This is a genomic window from uncultured Ramlibacter sp. (assembly GCF_936925435.1).
Taxonomy (GTDB): domain Bacteria; phylum Pseudomonadota; class Gammaproteobacteria; order Burkholderiales; family Burkholderiaceae_C; genus Ramlibacter.
Window position 1 is genome coordinate 195,925 of sequence record NZ_CAKZHQ010000023.1, and the last position, 22,647, is coordinate 218,571.

Annotated in this window: 25 protein-coding genes and 1 tRNA gene; 17 read left to right on the forward strand and 9 right to left on the reverse strand. The window is 67.2% G+C overall.

Annotation, left to right across the window (positions count from 1 at the left end):
- Positions 1-5 precede the first annotated feature (5 nt).
- From hemF to rng, 6 genes are read left to right on the forward strand one after another with little or no spacing between them, the layout of a single operon-like run.
- Entirely contained in the window at positions 6-917 is a 912-nt protein-coding gene (gene hemF / locus Q0632_RS12095) for an oxygen-dependent coproporphyrinogen oxidase (protein ID WP_298929725.1), read from the forward strand.
- On the forward strand, positions 908-1,528 hold the full coding sequence (gene nadD, locus Q0632_RS12100) for a nicotinate-nucleotide adenylyltransferase (RefSeq protein ID WP_367181193.1): 621 nt from the start codon (positions 908-910) through the stop codon (positions 1,526-1,528). The genes hemF and nadD overlap by 10 nt, the downstream gene beginning before the upstream one ends.
- Positions 1,528-2,271: a ribosome silencing factor gene (rsfS, locus tag Q0632_RS12105; RefSeq protein ID WP_298929736.1), complete on the forward strand. Its 744-nt coding sequence runs from the start codon at positions 1,528-1,530 to the stop codon at positions 2,269-2,271. The genes nadD and rsfS overlap by 1 nt, the downstream gene beginning before the upstream one ends.
- Positions 2,268-2,735 (forward strand): 23S rRNA (pseudouridine(1915)-N(3))-methyltransferase RlmH, encoded by a 468-nt coding sequence (rlmH, locus tag Q0632_RS12110; RefSeq protein WP_298929741.1) that lies wholly within the window; start codon positions 2,268-2,270, stop codon positions 2,733-2,735. The genes rsfS and rlmH overlap by 4 nt, the downstream gene beginning before the upstream one ends.
- 6 nt (positions 2,736-2,741) lie before the next feature.
- Positions 2,742-3,344 (forward strand): nucleoside triphosphate pyrophosphatase, encoded by a 603-nt coding sequence (locus tag Q0632_RS12115; RefSeq protein WP_298929746.1) that lies wholly within the window; start codon positions 2,742-2,744, stop codon positions 3,342-3,344.
- A gap of 15 nt (positions 3,345-3,359) precedes the next feature.
- Positions 3,360-4,835 (forward strand): ribonuclease G, encoded by a 1,476-nt coding sequence (gene rng / locus Q0632_RS12120; protein WP_298929751.1) that lies wholly within the window; start codon positions 3,360-3,362, stop codon positions 4,833-4,835.
- A gap of 51 nt (positions 4,836-4,886) precedes the next feature.
- On the opposite strand, the gene Q0632_RS12125 is transcribed toward rng, so the two are convergent.
- Genes Q0632_RS12125 through galE form a run of 4 tightly spaced genes read right to left on the reverse strand, consistent with a single transcriptional unit; the run spans position 4,887 to position 9,953 of the window.
- Positions 4,887-5,975: a glycosyltransferase family 9 protein gene (locus tag Q0632_RS12125; protein ID WP_298929755.1), complete on the reverse strand. Its 1,089-nt coding sequence runs from the start codon at positions 5,973-5,975 to the stop codon at positions 4,887-4,889.
- A complete protein-coding gene (locus tag Q0632_RS12130) occupies positions 5,972-7,219 on the reverse strand; it encodes an O-antigen ligase family protein (protein ID WP_298929760.1) in 1,248 nt (415 codons plus the stop codon). The genes Q0632_RS12125 and Q0632_RS12130 overlap by 4 nt, the downstream gene beginning before the upstream one ends.
- A complete protein-coding gene (msbA, locus tag Q0632_RS12135; protein WP_298929765.1) occupies positions 7,216-8,943 on the reverse strand; it encodes a lipid A export permease/ATP-binding protein MsbA in 1,728 nt (575 codons plus the stop codon). The genes Q0632_RS12130 and msbA overlap by 4 nt, the downstream gene beginning before the upstream one ends.
- Positions 8,940-9,953 (reverse strand): UDP-glucose 4-epimerase GalE, encoded by a 1,014-nt coding sequence (gene galE / locus Q0632_RS12140; RefSeq protein WP_298929770.1) that lies wholly within the window; start codon positions 9,951-9,953, stop codon positions 8,940-8,942. The genes msbA and galE overlap by 4 nt, the downstream gene beginning before the upstream one ends.
- An 82-nt stretch (positions 9,954-10,035) precedes the next feature.
- On the opposite strand from galE, the gene Q0632_RS12145 reads away from it, so the two are divergent.
- From Q0632_RS12145 to Q0632_RS12175, 7 genes are all read left to right on the forward strand, one after another.
- Positions 10,036-10,800, forward strand: coding sequence for a glycosyltransferase family 2 protein (locus Q0632_RS12145; protein WP_298929775.1), 765 nt, complete (start codon positions 10,036-10,038; stop codon positions 10,798-10,800).
- Positions 10,797-11,651: a galactosyltransferase-related protein gene (locus Q0632_RS12150; RefSeq protein WP_298929780.1), complete on the forward strand. Its 855-nt coding sequence runs from the start codon at positions 10,797-10,799 to the stop codon at positions 11,649-11,651. Before Q0632_RS12145 ends, Q0632_RS12150 begins: the two co-directional genes overlap by 4 nt.
- Before the next feature lie 17 nt (positions 11,652-11,668).
- Positions 11,669-12,949, forward strand: a complete 1,281-nt coding sequence (gene tolB, locus Q0632_RS12155; RefSeq protein WP_298929784.1) for a Tol-Pal system beta propeller repeat protein TolB — start codon at positions 11,669-11,671, stop codon at positions 12,947-12,949.
- Positions 12,950-12,973: 24 nt separating this feature from the next.
- Positions 12,974-13,504: a peptidoglycan-associated lipoprotein Pal gene (pal, locus tag Q0632_RS12160; protein ID WP_298929788.1), complete on the forward strand. Its 531-nt coding sequence runs from the start codon at positions 12,974-12,976 to the stop codon at positions 13,502-13,504.
- A gap of 116 nt (positions 13,505-13,620) precedes the next feature.
- On the forward strand, positions 13,621-14,343 hold the full coding sequence (gene ybgF / locus Q0632_RS12165) for a tol-pal system protein YbgF (RefSeq protein WP_298929793.1): 723 nt from the start codon (positions 13,621-13,623) through the stop codon (positions 14,341-14,343).
- An 82-nt stretch (positions 14,344-14,425) separates the two neighbouring features.
- On the forward strand, positions 14,426-15,148 hold the full coding sequence (locus Q0632_RS12170) for a tRNA threonylcarbamoyladenosine dehydratase (protein WP_298929918.1): 723 nt from the start codon (positions 14,426-14,428) through the stop codon (positions 15,146-15,148).
- A gap of 38 nt (positions 15,149-15,186) precedes the next feature.
- Positions 15,187-15,262, forward strand: a tRNA-Lys gene (locus tag Q0632_RS12175).
- 90 nt (positions 15,263-15,352) lie between these two features.
- On the opposite strand, the gene Q0632_RS12180 is transcribed toward Q0632_RS12175, so the two are convergent.
- Positions 15,353-15,658, reverse strand: coding sequence for a helix-turn-helix domain-containing protein (locus tag Q0632_RS12180; RefSeq protein ID WP_298929796.1), 306 nt, complete (start codon positions 15,656-15,658; stop codon positions 15,353-15,355).
- Between the two features lie 60 nt (positions 15,659-15,718).
- Here Q0632_RS12180 and Q0632_RS12185 point away from each other — a divergent pair, with 60 nt between their 5' ends.
- From Q0632_RS12185 to Q0632_RS12195, 3 genes are all read left to right on the forward strand, one after another.
- Positions 15,719-15,961, forward strand: coding sequence for a helix-turn-helix transcriptional regulator (locus Q0632_RS12185; protein ID WP_298929921.1), 243 nt, complete (start codon positions 15,719-15,721; stop codon positions 15,959-15,961).
- A gap of 168 nt (positions 15,962-16,129) precedes the next feature.
- Entirely contained in the window at positions 16,130-16,870 is a 741-nt protein-coding gene (locus Q0632_RS12190; RefSeq protein ID WP_298929799.1) for a hypothetical protein, read from the forward strand.
- 173 nt (positions 16,871-17,043) lie between these two features.
- Positions 17,044-17,193, forward strand: a complete 150-nt coding sequence (locus Q0632_RS12195; protein ID WP_298929804.1) for a hypothetical protein — start codon at positions 17,044-17,046, stop codon at positions 17,191-17,193.
- 684 nt (positions 17,194-17,877) lie between these two features.
- Here the strand turns inward: Q0632_RS12195 and Q0632_RS12200 are convergent.
- Positions 17,878-18,210: a helix-turn-helix transcriptional regulator gene (locus tag Q0632_RS12200; RefSeq protein ID WP_298929924.1), complete on the reverse strand. Its 333-nt coding sequence runs from the start codon at positions 18,208-18,210 to the stop codon at positions 17,878-17,880.
- Between the two features lie 147 nt (positions 18,211-18,357).
- On the opposite strand from Q0632_RS12200, the gene Q0632_RS12205 reads away from it, so the two are divergent.
- A complete protein-coding gene (locus Q0632_RS12205) occupies positions 18,358-18,939 on the forward strand; it encodes a GAF domain-containing protein (RefSeq protein ID WP_298929808.1) in 582 nt (193 codons plus the stop codon).
- Here the strand turns inward: Q0632_RS12205 and Q0632_RS12210 are convergent.
- Genes Q0632_RS12210 through Q0632_RS12220 form a run of 3 tightly spaced genes read right to left on the reverse strand, consistent with a single transcriptional unit; the run spans position 18,936 to position 22,607 of the window.
- Complete coding sequence (locus Q0632_RS12210) at positions 18,936-19,433, reverse strand: hypothetical protein (RefSeq protein ID WP_298929813.1); 498 nt, start codon at positions 19,431-19,433, stop codon at positions 18,936-18,938. The two genes, Q0632_RS12205 and Q0632_RS12210, sit on opposite strands and share 4 nt — an antisense overlap.
- A 41-nt stretch (positions 19,434-19,474) precedes the next feature.
- Positions 19,475-21,433, reverse strand: a complete 1,959-nt coding sequence (locus tag Q0632_RS12215; protein ID WP_298929817.1) for an ABC-F family ATP-binding cassette domain-containing protein — start codon at positions 21,431-21,433, stop codon at positions 19,475-19,477.
- A gap of 55 nt (positions 21,434-21,488) precedes the next feature.
- Positions 21,489-22,607 (reverse strand): AIR synthase-related protein, encoded by a 1,119-nt coding sequence (locus tag Q0632_RS12220; RefSeq protein WP_298929822.1) that lies wholly within the window; start codon positions 22,605-22,607, stop codon positions 21,489-21,491.
- Positions 22,608-22,647 lie beyond the last annotated feature (40 nt).

Genomic DNA, 22,647 nt, shown 5'->3' on the forward strand with positions numbered 1-22,647 from the left:
CGACCATGCGCCAGACCGACACCGTACGCGCCTATCTGCTGGACCTGCAGGCACGCATCACAGCGGCCTGCACCGAGGTCGATGGCCAGGCTTTTCGCGCCGACCCCTGGAGCAAGGCACCGGGCGAGTCGCTTCAGGGCAATGGCATCACCATGATCCTGGAGGACGGCGCCGTCTTCGAGCGGGCCGGCTGCGGCTTCTCGCACGTGACCGGGCCGCGCCTGCCGCCTTCGGCCACACAGCACCGGCCCGAACTGGCCGGCGCGCCGTTCGAGGCCCTGGGCGTGTCCCTGGTCTTCCACCCGCGCAACCCCTATGCGCCCACGGTCCATATGAACGTGCGCATGCTGTCGGCGACTGCGGCTAGCGGAGTGCCTGCTTTCTGGTTTGGCGGGGGCATGGACTTGACGCCGTACTACGGCTTCGAGGAGGACGCAGTCCACTTCCATGCCAGCTGCAAGGCGGCCCTCGCGCCTTTTGGCGACGACAAATACCCGCGCTTCAAGACCTGGTGCGACGAGTATTTCTTCCTCAAGCACCGCAATGAGCCGCGCGGCATCGGCGGCATCTTCTTCGACGACTTTTCCGAGCTGGGCGAAGAGCAAGGCTTTGCCATGCTGCGTTCGGTGGGCGACGCCTTTCTGGGCGCCTATCTGCCCATCCTGGCGCGGCGCAAGGACACGCCCTATAGCGAGCGCGAGCGCGATTTCCAGCTGCACCGGCGCGGCCGCTATGTGGAGTTCAACCTGGTCTGGGACCGCGGCACGCATTTCGGCCTGCAGTCGGGTGGCCGCACCGAATCCATCCTGATGTCCATGCCACCGCAGGCCAATTGGTCCTACCGGCGTGAGGAAGCGCCGGGTTCGCCCGAGGCGGAACTGGCCAGCCAGTACCTCGTGCGCAGGGAGTGGGTTTGACGGCCGCGGTGCGGCCAAAGCGGCTGGGCATGTTCGGCGGCTCTTTTGACCCGCCCCATGTGGCCCATGTGGCCCTGGCCCGGGCCGCGGTGCAACAGCTGGGCCTGGATGAACTGCGCATCTTCCCCACCGGCCAGGCCTGGCACAAGGCGCGCGACCTGTCGCCGGCCGCCCACCGGCTGGAAATGGCGCGCATGGCCTTCGCCGATGTGCCGCACGCCGTGGTCGATGGTCGCGAATTGCAGCGCACCGGCCCCACCTACACAGTGGACACCCTGCGCGAACTGCAGGCCCAACATCCGGGCGCCGAACTGCTGCTGGTGATCGGCGCCGACCAGGCCGAAGCCCTGCAAGGCTGGCGCGAAAGCGATGAGATCAAGCGGCTTGCTACAATATCTGTAGCTGCTCGGGCCCGTCCCGTGCGGGCAGAGGGCTTTTTTGACGCCTCCCGCCTGGGCGCGGCGCGGCTTGCCCCTGTCGAGCTTGCCCCGATGCCTGTCAGCGCCACCGAAATCCGCCAGCGGGTGGCCTCGGGCCAATCCATTTCCAAGCTGGTTCCCGAGGCCGTAGCAGGCTATATTGCCCAACATTCCCTTTACCGATCCGCCTGATGACCCAAGAAACCGCCGCCAAAAAAGACACCCAGCGCCTGCAGCGCGCCATCGTCGATGGCCTGGAGGATGTGAAAGCGCAGGACATCTCGGTTTTCAACACAGAGCATCTGTCCCCATTGTTCGAGCGGGTCATCGTGGCCTCGGGCACGTCCAACCGCCAGACCAAGGCGCTGGCGGCCAGCGTGCGCGATGCGGTGCGTGAAGCGGGCTTTCCCAAGCCGCGCACCGAGGGCGAGGAAAACGGCGAGTGGATCATCGTCGACTGCGGCGCTGCCGTGGTCCACGTCATGCAGCCGGCCATCCGCACCTACTACCACCTGGAAGAGATCTGGGGCGACAAGCCTGTGCGCCTGAAGTTCGGCACCACCAAGCCGACGATGGCCCAGGCTGAAGAAGAGCCCGCGCCGGCCAAGAAGGGCAAGGCCAAGCCCGACCTGGGTCCCTCGATCCGCCGTGCCAGCGCCGCCAAGACGGCGATCAAGGCCGCCGAGCAGGAGGCCCGCGAAGCCAAGGGCAAGCCGGCGCGCAAACCGGCCGCCAAGAAGACGGTGGCCAGGGGCGCGGCCGGCAAGAGCGTGCCCGCCAAGCGCAGCATCACCAAGGTGGTGGCCGGCAAGCCGGCGGCCAAGAAGGCGCCTGCACGCAGCGCGCCGGTGAAAAGCGCGCCGGCCAGGAGCACGTCCGCCCGCGGCGCGCCGGCCAAGAAGGCTGCGGCCAAGAAGAGCGCTCCCAGGAAGTGAAGCTCTATGTGGTCGCAGTCGGCCAGCGCGTGCCCGACTGGGCCCAGACCGCCTGGGACGACTACGCCAAGCGATTCCCGCCCGAGATCAAGGTCGAACTCAAGGCGGTCAAGACCGAGCCGCGCGGCTCCAAGACCCTGGAAACCCTGTACGCCGCCGAGCGCGAGCGCATCGAGGCGGCCATCCCCAAGGGCTGCCGCATCGTCGCGCTGGACGAGCGCGGCACCACGCTGACCACCCTGGCGCTGGCGGCCAAACTCAAGTCCTGGCAGCTCGAGGCCGACAACGTCGCCCTGGTGATCGGCGGCCCCGACGGCCTGGACCCGGCCTTCCGCCAGGCCGCCCACGAGCGCATCCGCCTGTCCGACCTGACCCTGCCGCACGCCATGGTGCGCGTGCTGCTGGTCGAGCAGCTGTACCGCGCCTGGTCGGTCAATGCCAACCATCCTTACCACCGCGAATAGATTGACGTGAGTGACTTTATCTACCTGGCCTCCCAGAGTCCGCGCCGCCGCCAGCTGCTGGAACAGCTGGGCGTGCGCCACGAGCTGTTGCTGCCCGAGCCGGGCGAAGACACCGAGAGCATCGAGGCCGTGCTGTCGGGCGAGGCGCCGGCCCCTTACGTGCGGCGCGTCACCGGCCTGAAGCTGGACGCAGCGCTGGCGCGTTTGAAGGCGCGCGGCCTGCCGGCTGCGCCCATCCTGTGCTCCGACACCACCGTGGCCCTGGGCAAAACGATCTACGGCAAGCCCGAGGATGCGGCCGATGCGGCGCGCATGCTGCGCGAGCTCTCGGGTGCCACCCACCGCGTGCTCACCGCCGTGGCCGTACAAAAGGGCCGCAAGCGCCTGGAGGCCTTGAGCGAATCGCGCGTGAGCTTTGCCGCCATGACGCCGGCGCAGATCAAGGCCTACGTGGCCGGCGGCGAGCCCACGGGCAAGGCCGGCGCCTATGCGGTGCAGGGCAGGGCGGCGGCCTTCATCAGCCACATCAGTGGCAGCTACTCTGGCATCATGGGACTGCCGATGCATGAGACAGCGCAGTTGCTGCGCGCCATCGGCTTCAAGCTCTAAAAGATCCAAAACAACATGCAGCAGGACATCCTGATCAACTGGTCGCCCCAGGAGACTCGGGTGGCGGTCGTCGAAAGCGGCGCGGTGCAGGAACTGCACGTCGAGCGCACCCTGGAGCGTGGCCTGGTGGGCAACGTCTATCTGGGCAAGGTCGCAAGGGTGCTGCCGGGCATGCAGTCGGCCTTCATCGACATCGGGCTGGAGCGCGCCGCCTTCCTGCACGTGGCCGACGTCTGGCACCGCCAGCCCGAGGGCGAGCCGCCGGGCTTCGTGCGCAACACCCAGCCGCAGGTGCCGATCGAAAAGCAGGTCTTCGAGGGCCAGCCGCTGATGGTGCAGGTCATCAAGGACCCCATCGGCACCAAGGGCGCGCGCCTGTCCACCCAGATCAGCGTGGCCGGCCGCCTGCTGGTCTTCCTGCCGCAGGACGACCACATCGGCGTCTCGCAGAAGATCCCCACCGACCAGCGCGACGCACTGCGCGCGCGCCTGCAGACCCTGGTGGGCGCGCAGGGCGGCGGCTTCATCCTGCGCACGAACGGGGAAGATGCTTCGGACAGCGAACTGGCCGAGGACATCGCCTACCTGCGCAAGACCTGGGCGCGCATCAAGGACGCGGCGCTGCGCCTGCCGCCGACCTCGCTGCTGCACCAGGACCTGAGCCTGCTGCAGCGCGTGCTGCGCGACCTGGTCAGCGAAGAGACCCAGACCATCCGCATCGACTCGAACGAGCAGTTCAGCGCGCTGCAGGCCTTTGCCCATGAGTTCATGCCTGCGGCAGCCGAGCGGCTGGCACTGTACAAGGGCGAGCGGCCCATCTTCGACCTGTATTCCATCGACGAGGAGATCGCGCTGGCCCTGGGCCGGCGCGTGCAGCTCAAGTCCGGCGGCTACCTGATCGTCGACCAGACCGAGGCCCTGACCACCGTCGACGTCAACACCGGCGGCTACGTGGGCGCGCGCAACTTCGACGACACCATCTTCAAGACCAACCTGGAGGCGGCCCACGCCATCGCCCGCCAGCTGCGCCTGCGCAACCTGGGCGGCATCGTCATCGTCGACTTCATCGACATGGCCCGTGAGGACCACCGCGACGCCGTGCTCAGCGAGTTCCGCAAGCAGCTGGGGCGAGACCGGGTCAAGACCATGGCCGGCGGCTTCTCGCAGCTGGGCCTGGTCGAGATGACGCGCAAGCGCACCCGCGAATCGCTGGCCCACATGCTGTGCGAGCCCTGCCCGGCCTGCGAGGGCAAGGGCATCCTCAAGACCGCGCGCAGCGTCTGCTACGACATCCTGCGCGAGATCCTGCGCGAGGCCAGGCAGTTCAACCCGCGCGAGTACCGCATCGTCGCCTCGCCCAAGGTGGTGGAGCTGTTCCTGGACGAAGAAAGCCAGCACCTGGCCGGCCTGTCGGACTTCATCGGCAAGCCAATCTCGCTGCAAAGTGAGAATGCCATGGGCCAGGAGCAGTACGACATCGTCCTGCTTTAAGGCCATATCGGCCTGTACCCCGCGGCAGTTCTTCCTGGGGTGCTATTAAAATCAGAGTGATGCGGGCGCGGCGAGGAGTTGCAGCGCGCGCTCGAGCACGCGCTGCGGCGTGATGGCCAGCAGGCAGTCGCTGCGGCTGTGCAGGTGGTCTTCGCAGCCGGCCAGGCTGCAGGGCACGCAGGAGATGCCGCCTTGCAGCAGCGTGACGTTGCCGCGCACCTGCTGCAGCGCCGAGCGCTCGAACAGGGCCTGCGCGGCGGGTCCGGCCGGCCAGGGCGCCCAGCGCTGCGGGTTGGTCGGGCCAAAGATGGCAATGACAGGCAGCCCGGCGGCGGCCGCCAGGTGCGAGACCGAGGTGTCCGGCCCGATGTACAGCGCCGCCCGGCCCAGCAGCGCTGTCAGCTGGCTGAAGTCCAGCCGGCCCGACAGGTCCAGCAATTGCGGTGCTGCCGCCAGGTCCAGCAAGGGGGCGATGCAGGCCTTGTCGCGGGCGCTGGCGCTGCCGGTCAGCAGCACCTGCCGGCCTTGCGCCAGAAGGCCGGCGGCCAGCTCGCGGTAGTGGCCGAGCGGCCACTGCTTGTAGTCCCACATGGACGGAACATGCAGCACCACCGCACCGGGCAGCAACTGCGCCAGCAGGTCGGCGGGCAAGGGTGCGGCGGCGGGCGGCACCACTTGGGCGTGCGCGCCTGGGCCGGCCGTCCGCCAGGGTGCCAGCAGCTCCAGCTTCTCGGCGACCGCATGGACGCCGCCGCGGTCGCCGGCGCTGTGCACGGCGTGGTCCAGCAACAAGGCCTTCCACCAGTTGCTGCTACCGCCGGCCGGCACGATGCCGCTGCGCTGGCGTGCCGCCACCCAGCCCAGGATGTGGGCGCGGTCGCCCGGCTGGGTCACCAGGGCCAGGTCGTAGCGGCGCCACAGCTGCCGCAGCAGGGCGCGCAAGCTGTCCCAGCGCAGGCGCGCAGGGGATTCGATGAGCTTGTCGATGTCCGGGTTGCCGCGCAGCATGCCCAGGGTGCCGGCAAAGCCCAGCACCTCGATGTGGGCTTGCGGCCAGCGCTGGCGCGCCGCGCGCACCAGTGGCGTGGTCAGCAGCACGTCGCCGATCTGGCGGGTGGCGATGACCAGGATGCGCTTCACGGGCCGGTCTGGTCGCGTGCTGTGGTCCCGGTCTGGGCCAGCAACCAGGCCAGGACGACGCTGTAGAAATGGCCTTCGGTGAAGTCCATCAGCAAGGAGTTGAACAGGCAGCCAGCGGCAAAGGCCAGGCTGGCGCCGACCAGCGCCGCATGAACCTGGCCGGACTGTGCCTTGCGCAGCATGGGCAGGACCAGCCAGGCCAGGAACAGCAGCAGCGCGACGGCGCCGCCGCCCACCAGCTGCATCAGGTACTCGTTGTGCGGATTGACGGTGCGCACCCAGGCGCCGTCCGCCGACGGGGTGTGCGCCGGGTCGGCCGCATGGCGCTCCCGCACGGACTGCTCGTGCAACTCGGCGTAGCGGGTGAAGCCCGCGCCCGCCAGGCCGTAGCGCTGCGCAAGGTCCAGCCCGTTGCGCAGCAGCTCGATGCGGATGCCGGTGGACGACAGGCTGCCGTCCTGGAGCACATAGGAGCCGGCCAGGGTTTCGTTGACGCGCTGCTGCACCGCCTTGGAGCCGAGCGCGACCAGCAGCAACAGGGCGGGCACGACGACGATGGCGGCCCAGCGCCAGCGCCGTGGGCTGTGCAACCAGGCGGCGCAGGCCGCCAGCAGCAAAAGCACCAGGTGGCCGGTGCGCCCATCGATGGCGAACAGCACCGTGACCGCCAGGAAGGCCGCTGCCGCGCGCCAGGCCCAGGGTCGGGCGTTGCCGCGCGCCAGTTCCAGCAGCAGGAAGGCGCTGACCGCCAGAATGAAGCCGGCCGAGATGCGGCGCGGCTGAAGTTGCGTCGCCAGCTCCGGCCACAGCAGGGCCAGCCAGTGCACGGCGGCATAGCCGATCACGCTCAAGCTCAGACCCCACAGAAAGGCCCGCTGGTTGGACGCCAGCCGGAACAGGGCGAACAGGATGGGCGCCATCAGCAGCTCGTGGTAGCGGTTGACCAGGCGCCAGGCCGGCGGCGCGAAGCCGCTGCTCCACAGGGTGTGGCCCGCGATGTAGGCCAGCAGCAGCAGGCCCATCGCCATGGTCGGCTCACGCCAGGGCGCGCTGCGCCAGACAGCCGGTGCGGCGGCCAGGGCCAGCAGGGCCAGGGCGGCCAGCGACAGCGACACGCCAGCGGTGGAGAAAGGCAGGAACAGGCCCAGGGCCGCCAGCGCCAGGCCCAGGGCCATGTCCAGCGGCCGGGCCAGCGGCAGCAGCGGCGCCGGCCGCGTCGTGCCCAGGGTCTGGGCAAGGCTCATGCGCCACCCAGTTGCAGCGAATGCAGGCGCGCATAGAGGCCGCCCTGGGCCAGCAGCTGCGCGTGGCTGCCGCTTTCGGCGATGCGGCCCTGCTCCAGCACCACCACCCGGTCGGCGTGCTCCACGGTGGACAGGCGATGGGCGATGATCAGCGTGGTGCGGCCGGCCATCAGGTGCTGCAGTGCGTCCTGCACCAGGCGCTCCGAGGCCGCGTCCAGCGCCGAGGTGGCCTCGTCCAGGAGCAGCACCGGCGCGTCCTTGTACAGCGCGCGGGCGATCGCCAGGCGCTGGCGCTGGCCGCCCGACAGCTCGGTGGCGTTGTGGCCGGTGACGGTCTGCAGGCCCAGCGGCAGGGAATCGACCAGTTCGCGAAGGTTGGCGCCGTCCACGCAGCGCGCCAGTCGCGCGGCATCGACCGCTTCGCCCATGGCGATGTTGTCGGCCAGGCTGCCGTTGAACATCACCACGTCCTGGCTGACCAGGGCGAACTGCGCGCGCAGGGCGTTCAGATCCCACTGCGCCACGTCATGGCCGTCGAGCAGGACCTGGCCTGCATCAGGCAGCACGAAGCGCGGCAGCAGGTTGACCAGGGTGGTCTTGCCCGAGCCGGACGGGCCGACCAGGGCCACGATCTGGCCCGGCGCGATGTCCAGGTTGATGCCGGCTAGCGCCGGCGAGGCGTCCTCGCGGTAGCGCAGGCCGACGCCGCGCAGCTCGATGTGGCCACGGGAGCGGCCCGGCGCATGGCTGCCGCCGCTTTCGGGCGGCGCGTGCTCGATCAGGTCGATGGCGCGCTGCACGCCGGCCAGGCCGCGGGCGATGGGACTGGTTGCTTCGGACAGGCGCTTGAGCGGCGCGATCAGCATCAGCATGGCGGTGATGAAGGCCGCGAAGGTGCCCACGGTGATGCCGCCGCGGCTCTGGTACAGCGCAATGGTGATGACCACCGACAGGGCAGCGGCCGACAGCAGGTGGGTCAGCGGCGAGATCGCCGCCGAGGCGACGGCGGATTTGAGCGCCAGCCGGCGCAGCACCGCGCCCAGGGCGTCGAAGCGGCCAGCCTGGGTGGCCTGGGCCCCGTGCAGGCGCACCACGCGCGTGGCCAGCACGTTTTCTTCCACCACGTAGGCCAGGTCGTTGGTGGCGGTCTGGGTGGTGCGCGCCAGCCGGTACAGGCGCTTGGACATGGTGTTCATGATCAAGCCCGTGCCCGGCACGATCAGGAAGGCGATCAGGGTCAGCTGCCAGTTCAGGTACAGCAGGTAGACCAGCAGAGCCGTCACCGTCAGGCCGTCCTTGAGCAGGGCGATCACCGAATTGACCAGCAGGGTGACGCCGTTTTGCACCTCGAAGACCACGGTGTTGGACAGCGAGGTGGCGTTCTCGCGGCTGAACAGCGACAGCTGCGCGTCCAGCACCCGGGCGAACATGGCCTTGCGCAGTGCCAGCAGGCCGTCCTGCGAGATCCGGGCCAGGGCGAAGTCAGCGGCGAAGCCGGCCAGGCCGCGCACGCCGAACAGCAGCAGCAGGCTGACCGGCACCAGCCACAGCTCGATGCCGCCGGGCTGGAAGCCGCGGTCCAGCAGCGGCTTCATCAGGGCCGGCACCAGCGGCTCCAGCGCCGAAGAGACGACGGTGCACAGGATGGCTGCCAGCCAGTAGATGCGCGAGCCGGCGAAGTAGGGCAGCAGCCAGCGCACGGCCGTCATGTCCACGCGCATCATGGCGTGCCGGCTGGGCGTCCCGTGGTGCTGTGCAGGCGTTGTTCCCATTGCCAGGCGTGGGCCACGATGGTGTCGAGGTCGGCGTAGCGCGGCTGCCAGCCCAGTTCGGCGCGGGCCAGCGTGGCATCGGCAACCAGGGCTGGCGGATCGCCTTCGCGCGCCGGGTCGTCGCGCACCGGCACCGGGTGTCCGGTGACGCGGCGCACGGCGTCGATCACCTCATTGACCGAGTGGCCGGCGCCGTTGCCCAGGTTGTAGGCGGCACTGGCGGCGCCGGCTTCGAGCTTGCGCAGGGCCAGCAGATGGGCCGAGCACAGGTCGTTCACATGGACGTAGTCGCGCAGGCAGGAGCCGTCCGGCGTCGCATGCTTCGAGCCGAAGCGCGCAATGTGGGGGCGCCGGCCGGAGGCCACCTGCAGCACCAGCGGGATCAGATGCGTCTCTGGATCGTGGCGCTCGCCGATGCTGCCATCCGGATGGGCGCCGGCGGCGTTGAAGTAGCGCAGCACCATTGAACGCAGGCCATAGGCACGACCGTAGTCATGCAGCGCGTTTTCCACTGCCGCCTTGCTGTTGCCGTAGGGGTTGATCGGCTTGCGCGGATGGCTCTCGTCCATCGGCACGCGCAGCGGATCGCCGAAGACAGCTGCGGTGGACGAGAAGATGAACTGGCGCACTTCGTGTTCCAGCATCGTGTCCAGCAGCGAGAGCGTCTTGACAAGATTGTTGTGCCAGTAGAGCGCTGGCTTGACGATGGACTCGCCCACCAGGCTGGAGGCGGCGAAGTGCATCACGCATTGCGGCCGGTGTTCGCGCAGCACCCGGGCCATGAAGTCGCGGTCGCCGATGTCGCCGACCTCCAGCGTGGCCCCGCCGACGGCATCTGCATGGCCGGTGGTGAGGTTGTCGACGACGATGGGCCGGTAGCCGCTGTCTCCCAGCATGCGGACCATGTGGGAGCCGATATAGCCGGCGCCTCCTGCAACGATCACCGAAGGCGTTTTGTCCATGAATCGGGTGCAATAATGGGTCGATTGACCGGAGGTCGGATTATGCCGTGGCAACGCGGCGATTCCGCGCCACGCAAGCGCCATGACAAGACTGAGCATCATCATCGTCGCCAAGAACGAGGCCCTGAACATCGCCGACTGCGTACGCTCGGCGCGTTTTGCGGACGAAGTCATCGTGCTGGACTCCGGCAGCACCGACGCCACGGCAGACCTGGCGCGCGCCGAAGGGGCGACGGTGGTCACCACCGACTGGCCGGGCTATGGCCCGCAAAACAACCGCGGCATCGACATGGCCACGGGCGACTGGTTCTTCTCGCTGGACGCCGACGAGCGCATCACGCCGGCCCTGGCGGCCGAGATTCGCGCTGCCATCGTCCAACCCGGCGTCGACGGCTACCGCGTACCCCGGGTCTCTCTCTACGTCGGCCGCTTCATGCAGCACGGCGGATGGCGGCCTGACTTCACCTGGCGGCTGGCGCGGCGCGGCAAGGCCCGCTTCACCGAGCATTACCTGCATGCCCACCTGGAAGTGCAGGGCGCCACCGGGTCGCTGGCCGAACCCATCGTGCACTACAGCTTCCGTAGCATGGAGTCAGTGCTGGAGAAGGTCGACCGCTATTCCTCGGCCAGCGCCCGCGACATGCGCGAGCGCGGCCGCAGCGGCTCCCTGTCCAAGGCCATCACGCACGGCCTGTGGGCGTTCTTTCGCACCTACGTGCTGCGCCTGGGCTTCCTGGACGGCCGCTGGGGCTTCATGCTGGCGGTCTCCAATGCCGAGGGCACCTACTACCGCTACATCAAGCTGTGGCTGATGCAGCGCCAGGCGGTGGAGCCTCCGCGCCCATGAGGACGGCCTTCGTCGTCCTGACCTACAACCGCAGCGACGCATTGCTGGCCGTGCTGCGCGGCCTGGCTTCGCAGTGCGGCGCCGGCGATCTGGTGGTGGTGGCCGACGACGGTTCGCGCCCCGACCAGATCCTGGCGCTGCGCAACGGACTGCCGCGCTTTGCCTGCCCGGTGCGCCATGTCTGGCATCCCGATGTCGGTTTCACCGCGGCGCGCTCGCGCAATCTGGGCGCCTTGCAGGCCAGGGCCGCCGGGGCCGACTACCTGGTGTTCCTGGACGGCGACTGCGTGCCCAATGCGCAGTTCGCTCGCCAGCACGCGCTGCTGGCCCAGGCGGGCATGTTCGTCAACGGCAGCCGTGTGCTGCTGAGCGAGCGGCTGAGCGCGCAGGCCTGTGCCGGTGCTGTCGATCTGCCAGGCTTGCAGGCGGCTGACTGGTTGCGCCTGCGGCTGGCCGGCGACGCCAACAAGTTGTCGCAACTGCTACGCTGGCCGGGCGCGCCATTGCGCACGGGGCGGCGCTTCCATTGGAAGGGCATTCGCAGCTGCAACTTCGGCCTCTGGTATGGTGACTTCGAGGCCGTCAACGGCTTCGACGAAAGCTTCAGCGGCTGGGGCCATGAGGACGCCGACCTGGTGCTCAGGCTGCACAACCACGGCAGCATGCGCAAGAATGGCTTCTTCGGCACCGAGGTGTTCCACCTGTGGCACAGCGAGGCCAGCCGCGACCATGAATCGGTCAACCGCGAGCGCGTGCTGCAACGCATGCGCACCGGCATCACGCGCGCCGATGTGGGCCTGGCCCAGGCCGGCGCCGCCAAGGATGTCCGGGCCATTGAACTGAACCGCTAACGGAGAGACAAACGCACATGAAGATATCTGCACTTTGGCGACGGCGCGAACTGGTGGGCCTGTTGGGGGCGGCGGCACTGCCTGCCCTGGCCCAGTTCCGCGTGGAAGTCAGCGGCGTCGGCCTGACCCAGCTGCCCATCGCGGTCGCGCGCTTTCGCGGCGAGGAGGGCGCACCGCAGAAGATCAGCGCCATCATCCAGGCCGACCTGGAGCGCAGTGGCCAGTTCCGCGCCATCGATCCCGCCGGTGCCGTGCTGGACGAGACCAGCCGGCCCGACCTGACGCCCTGGCGGCAAAAGGGCGCCGACTCGCTGGCCACCGGCAGCGTGACGCGCCTGGCCGACGGCCGCTACGACGTGCGTTTGCGCCTGTGGGACGTGGTGCGCGGCCAGGACCTGGGCGGCCAGAGCTATGCCGTGGCCGCCGGTGACCTGCGGCTGGCGGCGCACCGCATCGCCGACTTCATCTACGAGAAGCTCACCGGCGAAAAGGGCATCTTCTCGACCCGCATCGCCTATGTGACCAAGGCCGGCACGCGCTACAACCTGTGGGTGGCCGATGCCGACGGCGAGAACGCGCAGTCCGCGCTGGCCAGTCCCGAACCCATCATCTCACCGGCCTGGTCGGCCAACGGCTCGCAGCTGGCCTATGTGTCCTTTGAGTCGCGCAAGCCCGTGGTTTACGTGCACAGCGTGGCCGGCGGCCAGCGCCGCCTGGTGGCCAATTTTCGCGGCTCCAACAGCGCGCCGGCCTGGGCGCCCGATGGCCGCACGCTGGCCGTCACGCTCAGCCGCGAGGGCGGCTCGCAGCTGTACACCATCGATGCCAATGGCGGCGAGCCGCGCCGCCTGACGCAGTCGTCGGGCATCGACACCGAACCGGTGTACTCGCCCGATGGCCGTTCCATCTATTTCGTCAGCGACCGTGGCGGCGCGCCGCAGATCTACCGCATGGCTTCCACCGGTGGAAACCCCGAGCGCGTCACCTTTACCGGGGGTTACAACATCTCCCCCGCGCTGAGCCCGGACGGACGGTGGCTGGCCTACATTTCCCGTATCGGTGGCGCCTTCAAGCTGCAGGTCATGGAGCTTGGAAGCGGTACAGTGAACTCCATCACGGACACCACGGCGGATGAAAGCCCCAGCTTCGCGCCCAACGGCCGGCTGATCGTCTATGCCACGCGCCAGAGCGGTCGCGAAGCCCTGATGACCACCACGCTGGACGGCAAGATCAAAGCGCGCCTGGCTGGTCAGGGCGGCGACCTGCGCGAACCCGACTGGGGTCCTTTCCAGAAATAACATCTCACCTTCAGGAGTTTTTGCATGATCAAGCGTTTTCTTTTCGGCCTGGCCCTGGCGGCCGCGCTCGCAGGCTGCGGTTCCAACGTCAAGCTCGACGACGTGCCGGTGGAGGACAAGAGCGGCTCCAGCGTGGGCACCGGCGCGGGCACGGGTGGCGCCACGCAAAGCGGTGTCACGCCGGTGGCGGTCGACCCGGCGCGCGACCTGCAACCCGGCCCGGCCGGCGTCGCCCGCGTCATTTATTTCGACTACGACAGCAACGCCATCAAGGCCGAATTCCAGCCGCTGATCGAAGGCCACGCGCGCTTTCTCAAGGCGGATGCCAAGCGCAAGATCACGGTCGAAGGCAACACCGACGAGCGCGGCGGCCGCGAGTACAACCTGGCCCTGGGCCAGCGCCGTTCCGAAGCCGTGCGCAGCGCTTTGAAGCTGCTGGGCGTGGCCGACAGCCAGATCGAGGCCGTGAGCTTCGGCAAGGAAAAGCCCGTCGATGCCGGTAGCGACGAAGCTGCCTGGGCGAAAAACCGCCGAGCCGAGATCGCTTACAGATAATGAATACACCCCCGAAGCGGCCTGTGGCCGCCTCCCCCTCAAGGGGGCGCCACCAGCGGCCCGGCAAAGCCGGATCCGCGGTAGCCCACGTACTGACCATCGCCTCGTTCCTTGCATTGGCCGCCGCGCCCGCGCACGCCGCGCTCTTCGAGGACGACGAGGCGCGCCGCGCCATCCTCGAGGTGCGCCAGCGGGTGGAAGCGCAGCGCCTGCAGGTGACCGAGGAACTGAGCAAGTCCGGCGAGGAGAACGCCCAGCTGCGGCGCAGCCTGCTGGACCTGCAGACCCAGATCGAGGCCTTGCGCACCGAGCTGGCACGCATGCGCGGCCAGGACGAACAGCTCACGCGTGAGCTGGCCGAGTCCCAACGGCGCCAGAAGGACATGGCCCTGGCCGTGGAAGAGCGCATGCGCAAGTTCGAGCCGTCCAAGGTGAGCATGGACGGCCGCGAGTTCACCGCCGAGCCGGCCGAGCAGCGCGACTTCGATGCCGCGCTGGCGGTCTTTCGCAAGGGTGAGTTCCCGGCGGCGCAGGCGGCCTTTGCCGACTTCCTCAAGCGCTATCCGCAAAGCGGCTTCAAGCCCACGGCCCTGTTCTGGCTGGGCAACGCGCAGTACGCCAACCGCGACTACCGTGGCGCCATCACCAACTTCCGTGCCCTGCTGGCGCAGGCGCCCGACCATGGACGCGCGCCCGAGGCCGTGCTGTCCATCGCCAATTGCCAGATCGAGCTCAAGGACAACGCCGGCGCGCGCAAGACGCTGGACGACCTGGTCAAGGCCTATCCGCAGTCCGAGGCCGCTGTGGCGGCCAAGGAGCGGCTGGCGCGGCTGCGCTAAGCACGTGGACACCCTGGCCACGGTGCTGGACCCCCAGCAGGACCTGCAGCGGCGCTTCGGGGGGCTCGAGCGGCTCTATGGAATGGACGGCGCCGCGGCCATCCGCAAGGCCCATGTGGCGGTGGTCGGCATTGGCGGCGTCGGTTCCTGGGCGGTGGAGGCCCTGGCCCGCAGCGGCGTCGGCGAGCTGACCCTGATCGACCTGGACCACGTGGCCGAATCCAACATCAACCGCCAGATCCACGCCCTGGACAGCACCGTCGGCCAGGCCAAGGTGCAGGCCATGCGCGAGCGCATCGCGCACATCCACAGCGCCTGCGTGGTCCATTGCATCGAGGAGTTTGTCGAGCCGGCCAACTGGCCGCAGCTGCTGCCGCCCGGCGTGGATGCGGTGATTGACGCCTGCGACCAGGTCCAGGCCAAGACCGCGATGGCCGCCTGGGCGCGCCAGCACAAGAAGTTGTTCATCAGCATCGGCGCCGCCGGCGGCAAGCGGCTGGCCCACAAGGTTGACATCGACGACCTGGCCCACACCACACACGACCCGTTGCTGGCCCAGCTGCGCTACCGACTGCGCAAGCACCATGGCGCGCCGCGCGAAGGCAAGGCCATCGGTGTGGCCTGCGTCTTCAGCCGCGAAGCCGTGGCCCCGCCCGACCCTTCCTGCGCCATCGACGGCGACGGCTCGCTCAACTGCCACGGCTACGGCTCGGTGGTCAGCGTCACCGCCACCTTTGGCCAGTGCGCAGCCGGCTGGGTGCTGGACCAGCTGGCCAGCCGGAAGCCCTCGCAAGCAACGCTATAATCGTTGGCTTTGCCGCTTCAAGGTGGTGAAGAAAGTGTGGGACGTTAGCTCAGTTGGTAGAGCAGCGGACTTTTAATCCGTTGGTCACTGGTTCGAATCCAGTACGTCCTACCACCAATACCGCTACCAATAACGAAAGCCTGCTACAAAAAATGTAGCAGGCTTCTTTTTTTCTGTGTCGCGACCTAACGTCGCGCGTCGTAGCTAACGTGGCGATCCGCCCTCTGGCGACCGGGGTCGCCTACGGGCTTTGACGATGCTGGGTGGCCGGTTAAGAGCGGCGTGAGCCCGATTCAGCGCTTGCCGTTTGAGGTTCAACCCTGTCACGGCGATCAAGCTGAGTTCGCGGACTAACTCGGCCCTCGGAACGCGCCAGCCTTTCCCGAGTTTTATGCCGGGTAGCACGCCGTCCCTGAGCAACTGCTTCATCGTGCGCTCGCAGCAACCCACGATTTCCGCAGCTTCAACTACATCGAGGATGTCTTTGTCGGTGGCCTGCTCCAGTTTCATATCAACTCCTGCGGTACATGGTCCGTGGATTATGGCGCACGTGGCCTCGACACTGCGCTGGTGCCAAACCTAACTCGACAGCGTCAAGATCCCGCGCTTTTAGCGCTCGGGGCAGCAATCAGAGAGGTGCGCATGGAGCAGGGCGTGTCACAGGAGGCGCTGGCGCTCCTCGCTGGCGTGGACCGAAGTTATGTTGGCCGCGTAGAGCGTGGCGACAATAACGTAGCTGTTCTCACCCTCATGCGCCTTGCGGCTGCCTTGGGCTTGCAAGCATCCCAGCTCTTGGAGCGTGCTGCGCTGTAGCTCTTGCCCGCCTCCGGCTCGGCTAACTGGCTGAAAATCGAGAAATGGCGCAGAATCGCGAAAGACTGATTTTTAGGTCTCTGTGCGATTTTCTGTGTCATGTGCTTGCAACCCAGAAAATCTCTGTGTTAGAGTGTGACCAATTACTCGACAACCGAGGAGTGGATCATGGCAACTGAAGTCGACAAGAAGGAATCCCCGCCGTACGTGACGTACGCGACCTTCCTCACCTTTGTGAAGAGCCTCAGGGAAACCGGTATTCCGTCGCGGATCGACAAAAGCGTTCTTTCGAAGCTTTCTGGTTCAAGTCAGTCGGCGCTGATGCCGAGCCTGCGCTGGCTTGGCCTGACCGATGCCGCTGATGTTCCAACGCCAAAACTGGAAGGACTCGTTGATGCCAATGATGCCCAGTTCCCCGTCTTGTTCAAGCAGGTGCTGATCGATAGTTACGGATTCACTCGCGACAACAGCATCGACTTGGCTAAGGCGACCGGCTCTCAGGTGGAGCAGAAGTTCAGAGACTACGGCGTCAGCGGTTCTACCGTGACCAAGGCGATGGCGTTTTTCATTTTGGCTGCGAAAGACGCGAACCTCACGCTCGGGCCGCACGTGAAGGCGCCCAAAGTCGTCAGTTCCAACGGCACCAAGAAAAAAGCCAAGAAGGCAGCGCAGGGCGTCGGCAACGTGGTGGAAGAGCCCGAGGAGGAGGACGACGACGAGGGCATTCCCGACAAGATGCAGGGCTTCGTCAAGATTCCGGTGCCCCTGCATGGAATGCCTGACGGCGCAGTGTTCCTGCCGGACAACATGACTGCCGCACAGTGGGCCTACGCCCTGAAGATCACCAAGTTCCTCATCGAAAACTACCGGCTCGACGAAGCCGCCCAAGGCGGCGGAGGGCAACCATGACAACATGATTCAGCGGACGGGTTGCCATTGCCGCCGGTGCCCGCCCCCAATGAACAAGGCCCGCACCAGTCACGAACTTTGCCGGGACGAACTGGATACGGGCCGGAGTGGCGATAACGCGAAGGGGCGGAACCCGCCCCAACTTTTGCTTTTGTTGTTAAGGAAATCTTATCATGTCAGGTAAAAAGCCTTCGAACGAACAGACCTCGGCCCGCGTGGCCACCAATGCCGCAAAGGTGCTGGCCGATCCGAAAAGCAGCCAGTCAGCGAAGAGCGCAGCTGGTTCGGCGCTCACGCAGTACGTGCCGTCGAAGAAGAAGTAACTCACGGCCTCGCGGCCAGATCTAAAACGCGCTGCTTGCAGCGCGTTTTTTTCTGGTCAATCAAGCTTCCCAAACCGATGAGACGAAAGAGGCGGCTGTGAGGGGATAACGAGCACGCTTTCTGCGGACACCAGTGCTGCGACCTAACGATAGTTCCGACCCTGCTGTAGTTCGCGAGCGTAAAAAGAACTGTATGTTCTAAAAGTCTTTTCAAATCAATAACTTATATCGGTTGTAAGCGCTCTTTTAATCCGTTGGTCACTGGTTCGAATCCAGTACGTCCTACCAAATGAATTTGGTGAAAAATCAAGGCCTTGGCGCGAATGCGCCAGGGCCTTTTTTTGGGCCATCCTCAGGGCTGGACTTTGGCCTGCAGGGGTGCGGCGAGCCACTCGATCCATCTTGTGAGGAGGCTGCGCGCCCTGGCGCGGGCACCTGGCTGCTGCGCGCAGTAGTCCCAGCTGAAAAATCCCGTTGCCGATCTGGCGAAGTTTCTCAATTGCACCCGCTCGTGCGACCACACGCGCACGTCTTCACCACGGTCCAACTGCCTTCCATTGAGCCAGAGGCCCCCGCCCCGCAGGCGCAAGTGGCCGCATTGACCCGGACACAGGCAGGTGGATTGGCCGGGAGCAAGGCTCCAGGCGCCGGCTGGCCGTTGCGGATCATGGAAGCGAGTCATGGTCAATCTCCTTGGATGCAGGCCGCTTGCGCGGCGGGGGCGAGGCACTCCTGGCCTTGGCAGCAATGCGCTGTCAGGTAGCCAAGAACCCCGTTCATCTGGTCGTATGCGGCCCTGTAGACGAGGTTGCGTCCAAGCCGCTCCTGCGTCACAAGCTGCGCATTGAGGAGTTCTTTGAGATGAAACGACAGGGTGGCTGCCGCCATGGACAGGCCTTCGGCCATCCTGGAGGGGGTCAGGCCGTCCTGTCCAACCACCACCAGGGCGCGGAAAATCTGCAGGCGGATCGGGTGCGCGAGAGCGGCCAAGGCCTTGATGACTGCTGGTTCTTCCATAATTAGATGATAGTCGAATTGTTTGGCGGCCGCAGGAGATGGCTCAAATGGCGGGGAAATTGCCAACATTTCGACACGACAGGCCGTGCCGGCGCGGCTAAAGTTGCAGCAACGACGCAAGCTGTCAATGCATGGAGTTTTCAAACGATGAACTGGCATGACCCGGGCTTCGATCCCGATGACGTGGAAGTGAAGGTGGCGGAACTGCTGGTGGCAACGGCCGACGAGGCCGACACCCTGATCGATGATTCGGTGCCTGCGGTGCTGCGCCTGCTGCGCGAAAAAATGAAGATGGACGTGGTCTTCGTTTCGGAGTTCACCGACGGCAAGAGGGTCTTCCGTTATGTGGAGCAGACGCCCGGCAAGGAAGTGATCGCCGCCGGCGGTGGCGATCCGCTGGAAGAATCCTGGTGCCAGCGTGTCGTCGACGGCCGGCTGCCCCAGCTGATCGCCGACGCCGCGCCGCTGCAGGCGGCCGACCCATCGCTGGCCACGCCCTTTCCCATCGGCACCCACCTGAGCACGCCCATCGTGCTGGGCACGGGCCAGGTCTACGGAACGCTGTGCTGTTTCAGCTTCGGCGTCAATCCGCAGATCACCGAGCGCGACCTCAACAAGCTGCGCTACACGGCCGAACTGACCGCCCGCAAGATCGAGACGGCACGCCAGAAGGATCTGGCGCTGTCGCTCGAGCCCGTGCCCGCCAGGGGCTTCCAGGGCCGGCTCTAGAGCGGCGGCGCGGGTAGCTGCAGCCTGGCCTGGCGGACCACGTCCACGCAGTCGCGGATGTGCAGTTCGCCCAGGTAGCGCACGGCGGCATAACCCATCATGGCGGCCACGGCCTGGCCGGCGAAGGGCACGAAGCGGGCCGCCTGCTTGGCCGTCATGCGCACGCCCAGGGAGCGCAGCATGTGCAGGATCAGGTCACGGGTGATGAGCTTGCCGATCAGCATGGAGCCGACCACGCTCACCGCCTTTTGCACCTTCTCGCGCTTGTGGGCGGGCAGCAGGTCCAGTTGCTGGGGCGTCAGGCCGAACTGGGCGTTGATCTCGGGCACCAGGCGCGACAGCAGGGCGGCGTCAACCGCCCAGTCCAGGCCGGGCACGGGCACGGCGCTGGCGGCGGCCGCCACCATGGCGCGGCGGTTCAGCAGGCGCCGGCTGGCGCGGATGCGTTCCTGCAAGGCGGGGTTGCCGGCGGCGAGCTCGGTTGCGGTAGCCATCCCCCGCACTTGCGGCCGGCCAGGCCCGCTTGCAAGAGGGCTCAAGCGCCTGTTTCGATCGCCTCGATCTGGCCCGACAGTGCCAGCCAGCGCTCTTCCAGGGTCTGCAGTTCGTCGTTGGCGGCCTTGAGCCGGCGGCCGGTGTCGGCCAGTTCGGCCGGTGCCAGGGCGCCTGCCATCCGCGCCTCCAGGGCCGCCTTGTCGGCCTGCAGTTGGGCCATGCGCTTGTCGGCCTGTTCCAGCTCCTTCTTGAGCGGCTTGGCCAGGCCCGCCTGCTGCTGGCGCTGCTGCGCATCCTGCTTGCGTTGAGAGGAAGAACTGCCCGTACCCCCCGCCGGATGGACCTGAGCAGCTATCGAAACAGGAGCGGACGCGGCTTCAACACGGGCTTCCTCGCGCAGCCGCTTGGACTCGTCCAGCAGGTAGCGCTGGTAGTCGTCCAGGTCGCCGTCGAACGGCGAGACCACGCCGCGGCCGACCATCCAGAACTCGTCGCAGACCGCGCGCAGCAGGGCCCGGTCGTGGCTGACCAGCATCACCGTGCCCTCGAACTCGTTCAGGGCCATCGACAGGGCCTCGCGGGTGGCCAGGTCCAGGTGGTTGGTGGGCTCGTCCAGCAGCAGCAGGTTGGGGCGCTGCCAGACCATCATGGCCAGCACCAGGCGTGCCTTCTCGCCGCCGCTCATGGTGCCCACGGCCTGCTTGACCATGTCGCCGGCGAAGTTGAAGGTGCCCAGGAAGTTGCGCAGCTCCTGCTCGCGCGCCTGCGGGCCCACATCACGGGCCAGCCGGGTCATGTGCTCCAGCGGGTTGTCCTGCGGGTGCAGCACGTCCAGCTCCTGCTGGGCGAAGTAGCCGATCGACAGGCCCTTGCCCTGGGTGATGGTGCCCGACAGCTGTGGGACGTCGCCGGCGATGGTCTTGACCAGGGTGGACTTGCCCTGGCCGTTGGCGCCCAGGATGCCGATGCGCTGGCCAGCCAGAACCGACTTGTTGACGCCGCGCACGATGGTCTTGGTCTCGCCCTCGACCGTGTAGCCGAACTCGCCGTCGGTGATGGCCAGCATGGGATTGGGCAGGTTGGCCGGCTCCTTGAACTCGAAGGTGAAGTCGGCGTCGGCCAGCACCGGCGCGATCTTTTCCATGCGCTCGAGCGCCTTGACCCGGCTTTGCGCCTGCTTGGCCTTGCTGGCCTTGGCCTTGAAGCGGTCGATGAACTTCTGCAGGTGGGCGATCTTGTCCTGCTGCTTGGCGAACGACGAGGACTGCAGCTCCAGCTGCTGGGCGCGCAGGGTTTCGAAGCCGCTGTAGTTGCTTCCGTAGCGGGTGAGCTGCTGGGCGGCGATGTGCACCGTCACGTTGGTCACCGCGTCCAGGAACTCGCGGTCGTGGCTGATGACGATCATGGTGCCGGCATAGCGCTTGAGCCAGGCTTCCAGCCAGACCAGGGCGTCCAGGTCCAGGTGGTTGGTCGGTTCGTCCAGCAGCAGCAGGTCGCTGGGGCACATCAGGGCGCGGGCCAACTGCAGGCGCATGCGCCAGCCGCCGGAGAAACTGTTGACCGGCTTGTCCAGCTCGCTGGTCTTGAAGCCCAGGCCCTGGATCAGGGCCTGGGCGCGCGGCACGGCATCGTGCTCGCCGGCGTCGGCCAGGTCGGTGTAGGCGTGGGCGATGGCCATGCCGTCTTCCGAGGCTTCGGCCTCGGTCAGCTTCTGGCGCAGCTCCATCAGGACGACGTCGCCGCCCAGCACGAAGTCGGTGGCCGACTCCTCGGTCTCGGGCATGTTCTGCGCCACCTGGCCCATACGCCATTGCGAGGGCAGGTAAAAATCGCCCGCGTCTTCATGCAGGCCGCCGTTGAACAGGGCGAACAGGGTGGACTTGCCGGCGCCGTTGCGGCCGACCAGGCCGACCTTCTCGCCGGGGTTGATGGTCAGGTTGACCTTGTCCAGCAGCACTTTGGCGCTGCGGCGCAGGACGACATTCTTGAGGGTGATCAAAACAGGGGATTCTCGGGAAAGGGCGGTGGCCTGGAGCGGCCGCCGCCGGGGATGTTCAGCGCAGTTGCAACTCGTCGCCACCGTATTCCACGCCCAGGGGCGTGATGACGACGCGGCGCGGGCCTTCTTCGACATGGCCGGCGACCAGGGCGTCCACGCCCAGGCTCTTGGCGATTTCCACGGCGCGCTCAGCGTCCTGGGCTGCCAGGTACAAGGCGAAGCCTGCGCCCATGTTGAGCGTGCCGTAAGCCTCGTGGTCGTCCAGGCCGCATTCGCGCTGCATGAATTCCAGCACAGCCGTCTTGGCCGGCAGGGCATCGATGCGGTAGGTCAGGGCGCGCGGCAGGCGCATCAGCTTGCGCCAGCCGTGGCCGGTGACGTTGGCGCTGTAGTGCGGCACGATGCCGGCGGCGGCCAGGGCCTCGGTCACCGGCGAATACAGGGCGGTGGGCGCCAGCAGGGCCTCGCCATAGCTCTGGCCGTTGCCGATGTCGGTCAGCAGGCCCTGGGGCAGGCGCTCGGCCAGCTTGCGCGCCAGCGACAGGCCGTTGGCGTGGATGCCGCTGGAGGCCAGCAGCACGATGGCGTCGCCTGGGCCCAGCTTCTCGCCCAGGGTCAGGCGGCTCTTGGGGTTGACGATGCCGGTGCACGATGCCGCCAGGTCGACCCGGCCCTCGGCCACCACGCCGGCCAGGGCCGGGGTCTCGCCGCCGCCCCAGGCGACCTTGCAGACGTCGCAGGCCTTTTTCCAGCCGGCCACCAGGGCCTGGGAACGCTGGGCGTCGGCAAACCAGTCGGAGCCGCCGGCCGCCCAGTAGGCCTGCACCACCAGGGGCGTGGCGCCCACGGTGATCAGGTCGTTGACGGCCATGGCGATGGTGTCCTGGGCGATGCCGTCGTAATAGCTCTTGCCCGTGAGCTTGGCCATGTCGTCGGCCACCAGGGTCTTGGTGCCCAGGCATTCGACGATGGAGGCCAGGTACATGGAACCGATGTCCACCACATAAGCCGACTCGCCGCGCGAGGCTGCCACCTCGGACAGGCTGTGGTGGGCTAGGTGGGCGCCGGTGGCGGCGGCGGCGCGCTGCGCAGCCACCTTGAGCGGGTCGATCAGGTCGTAATTGACGCCGGCCTGCTCATAGGTCAGGGGGGCGGTGGGCGCGGTGGTGCTCATGGCAGGGGGTCCGGAGGCGGGGGAACCTCCGATTATCGCC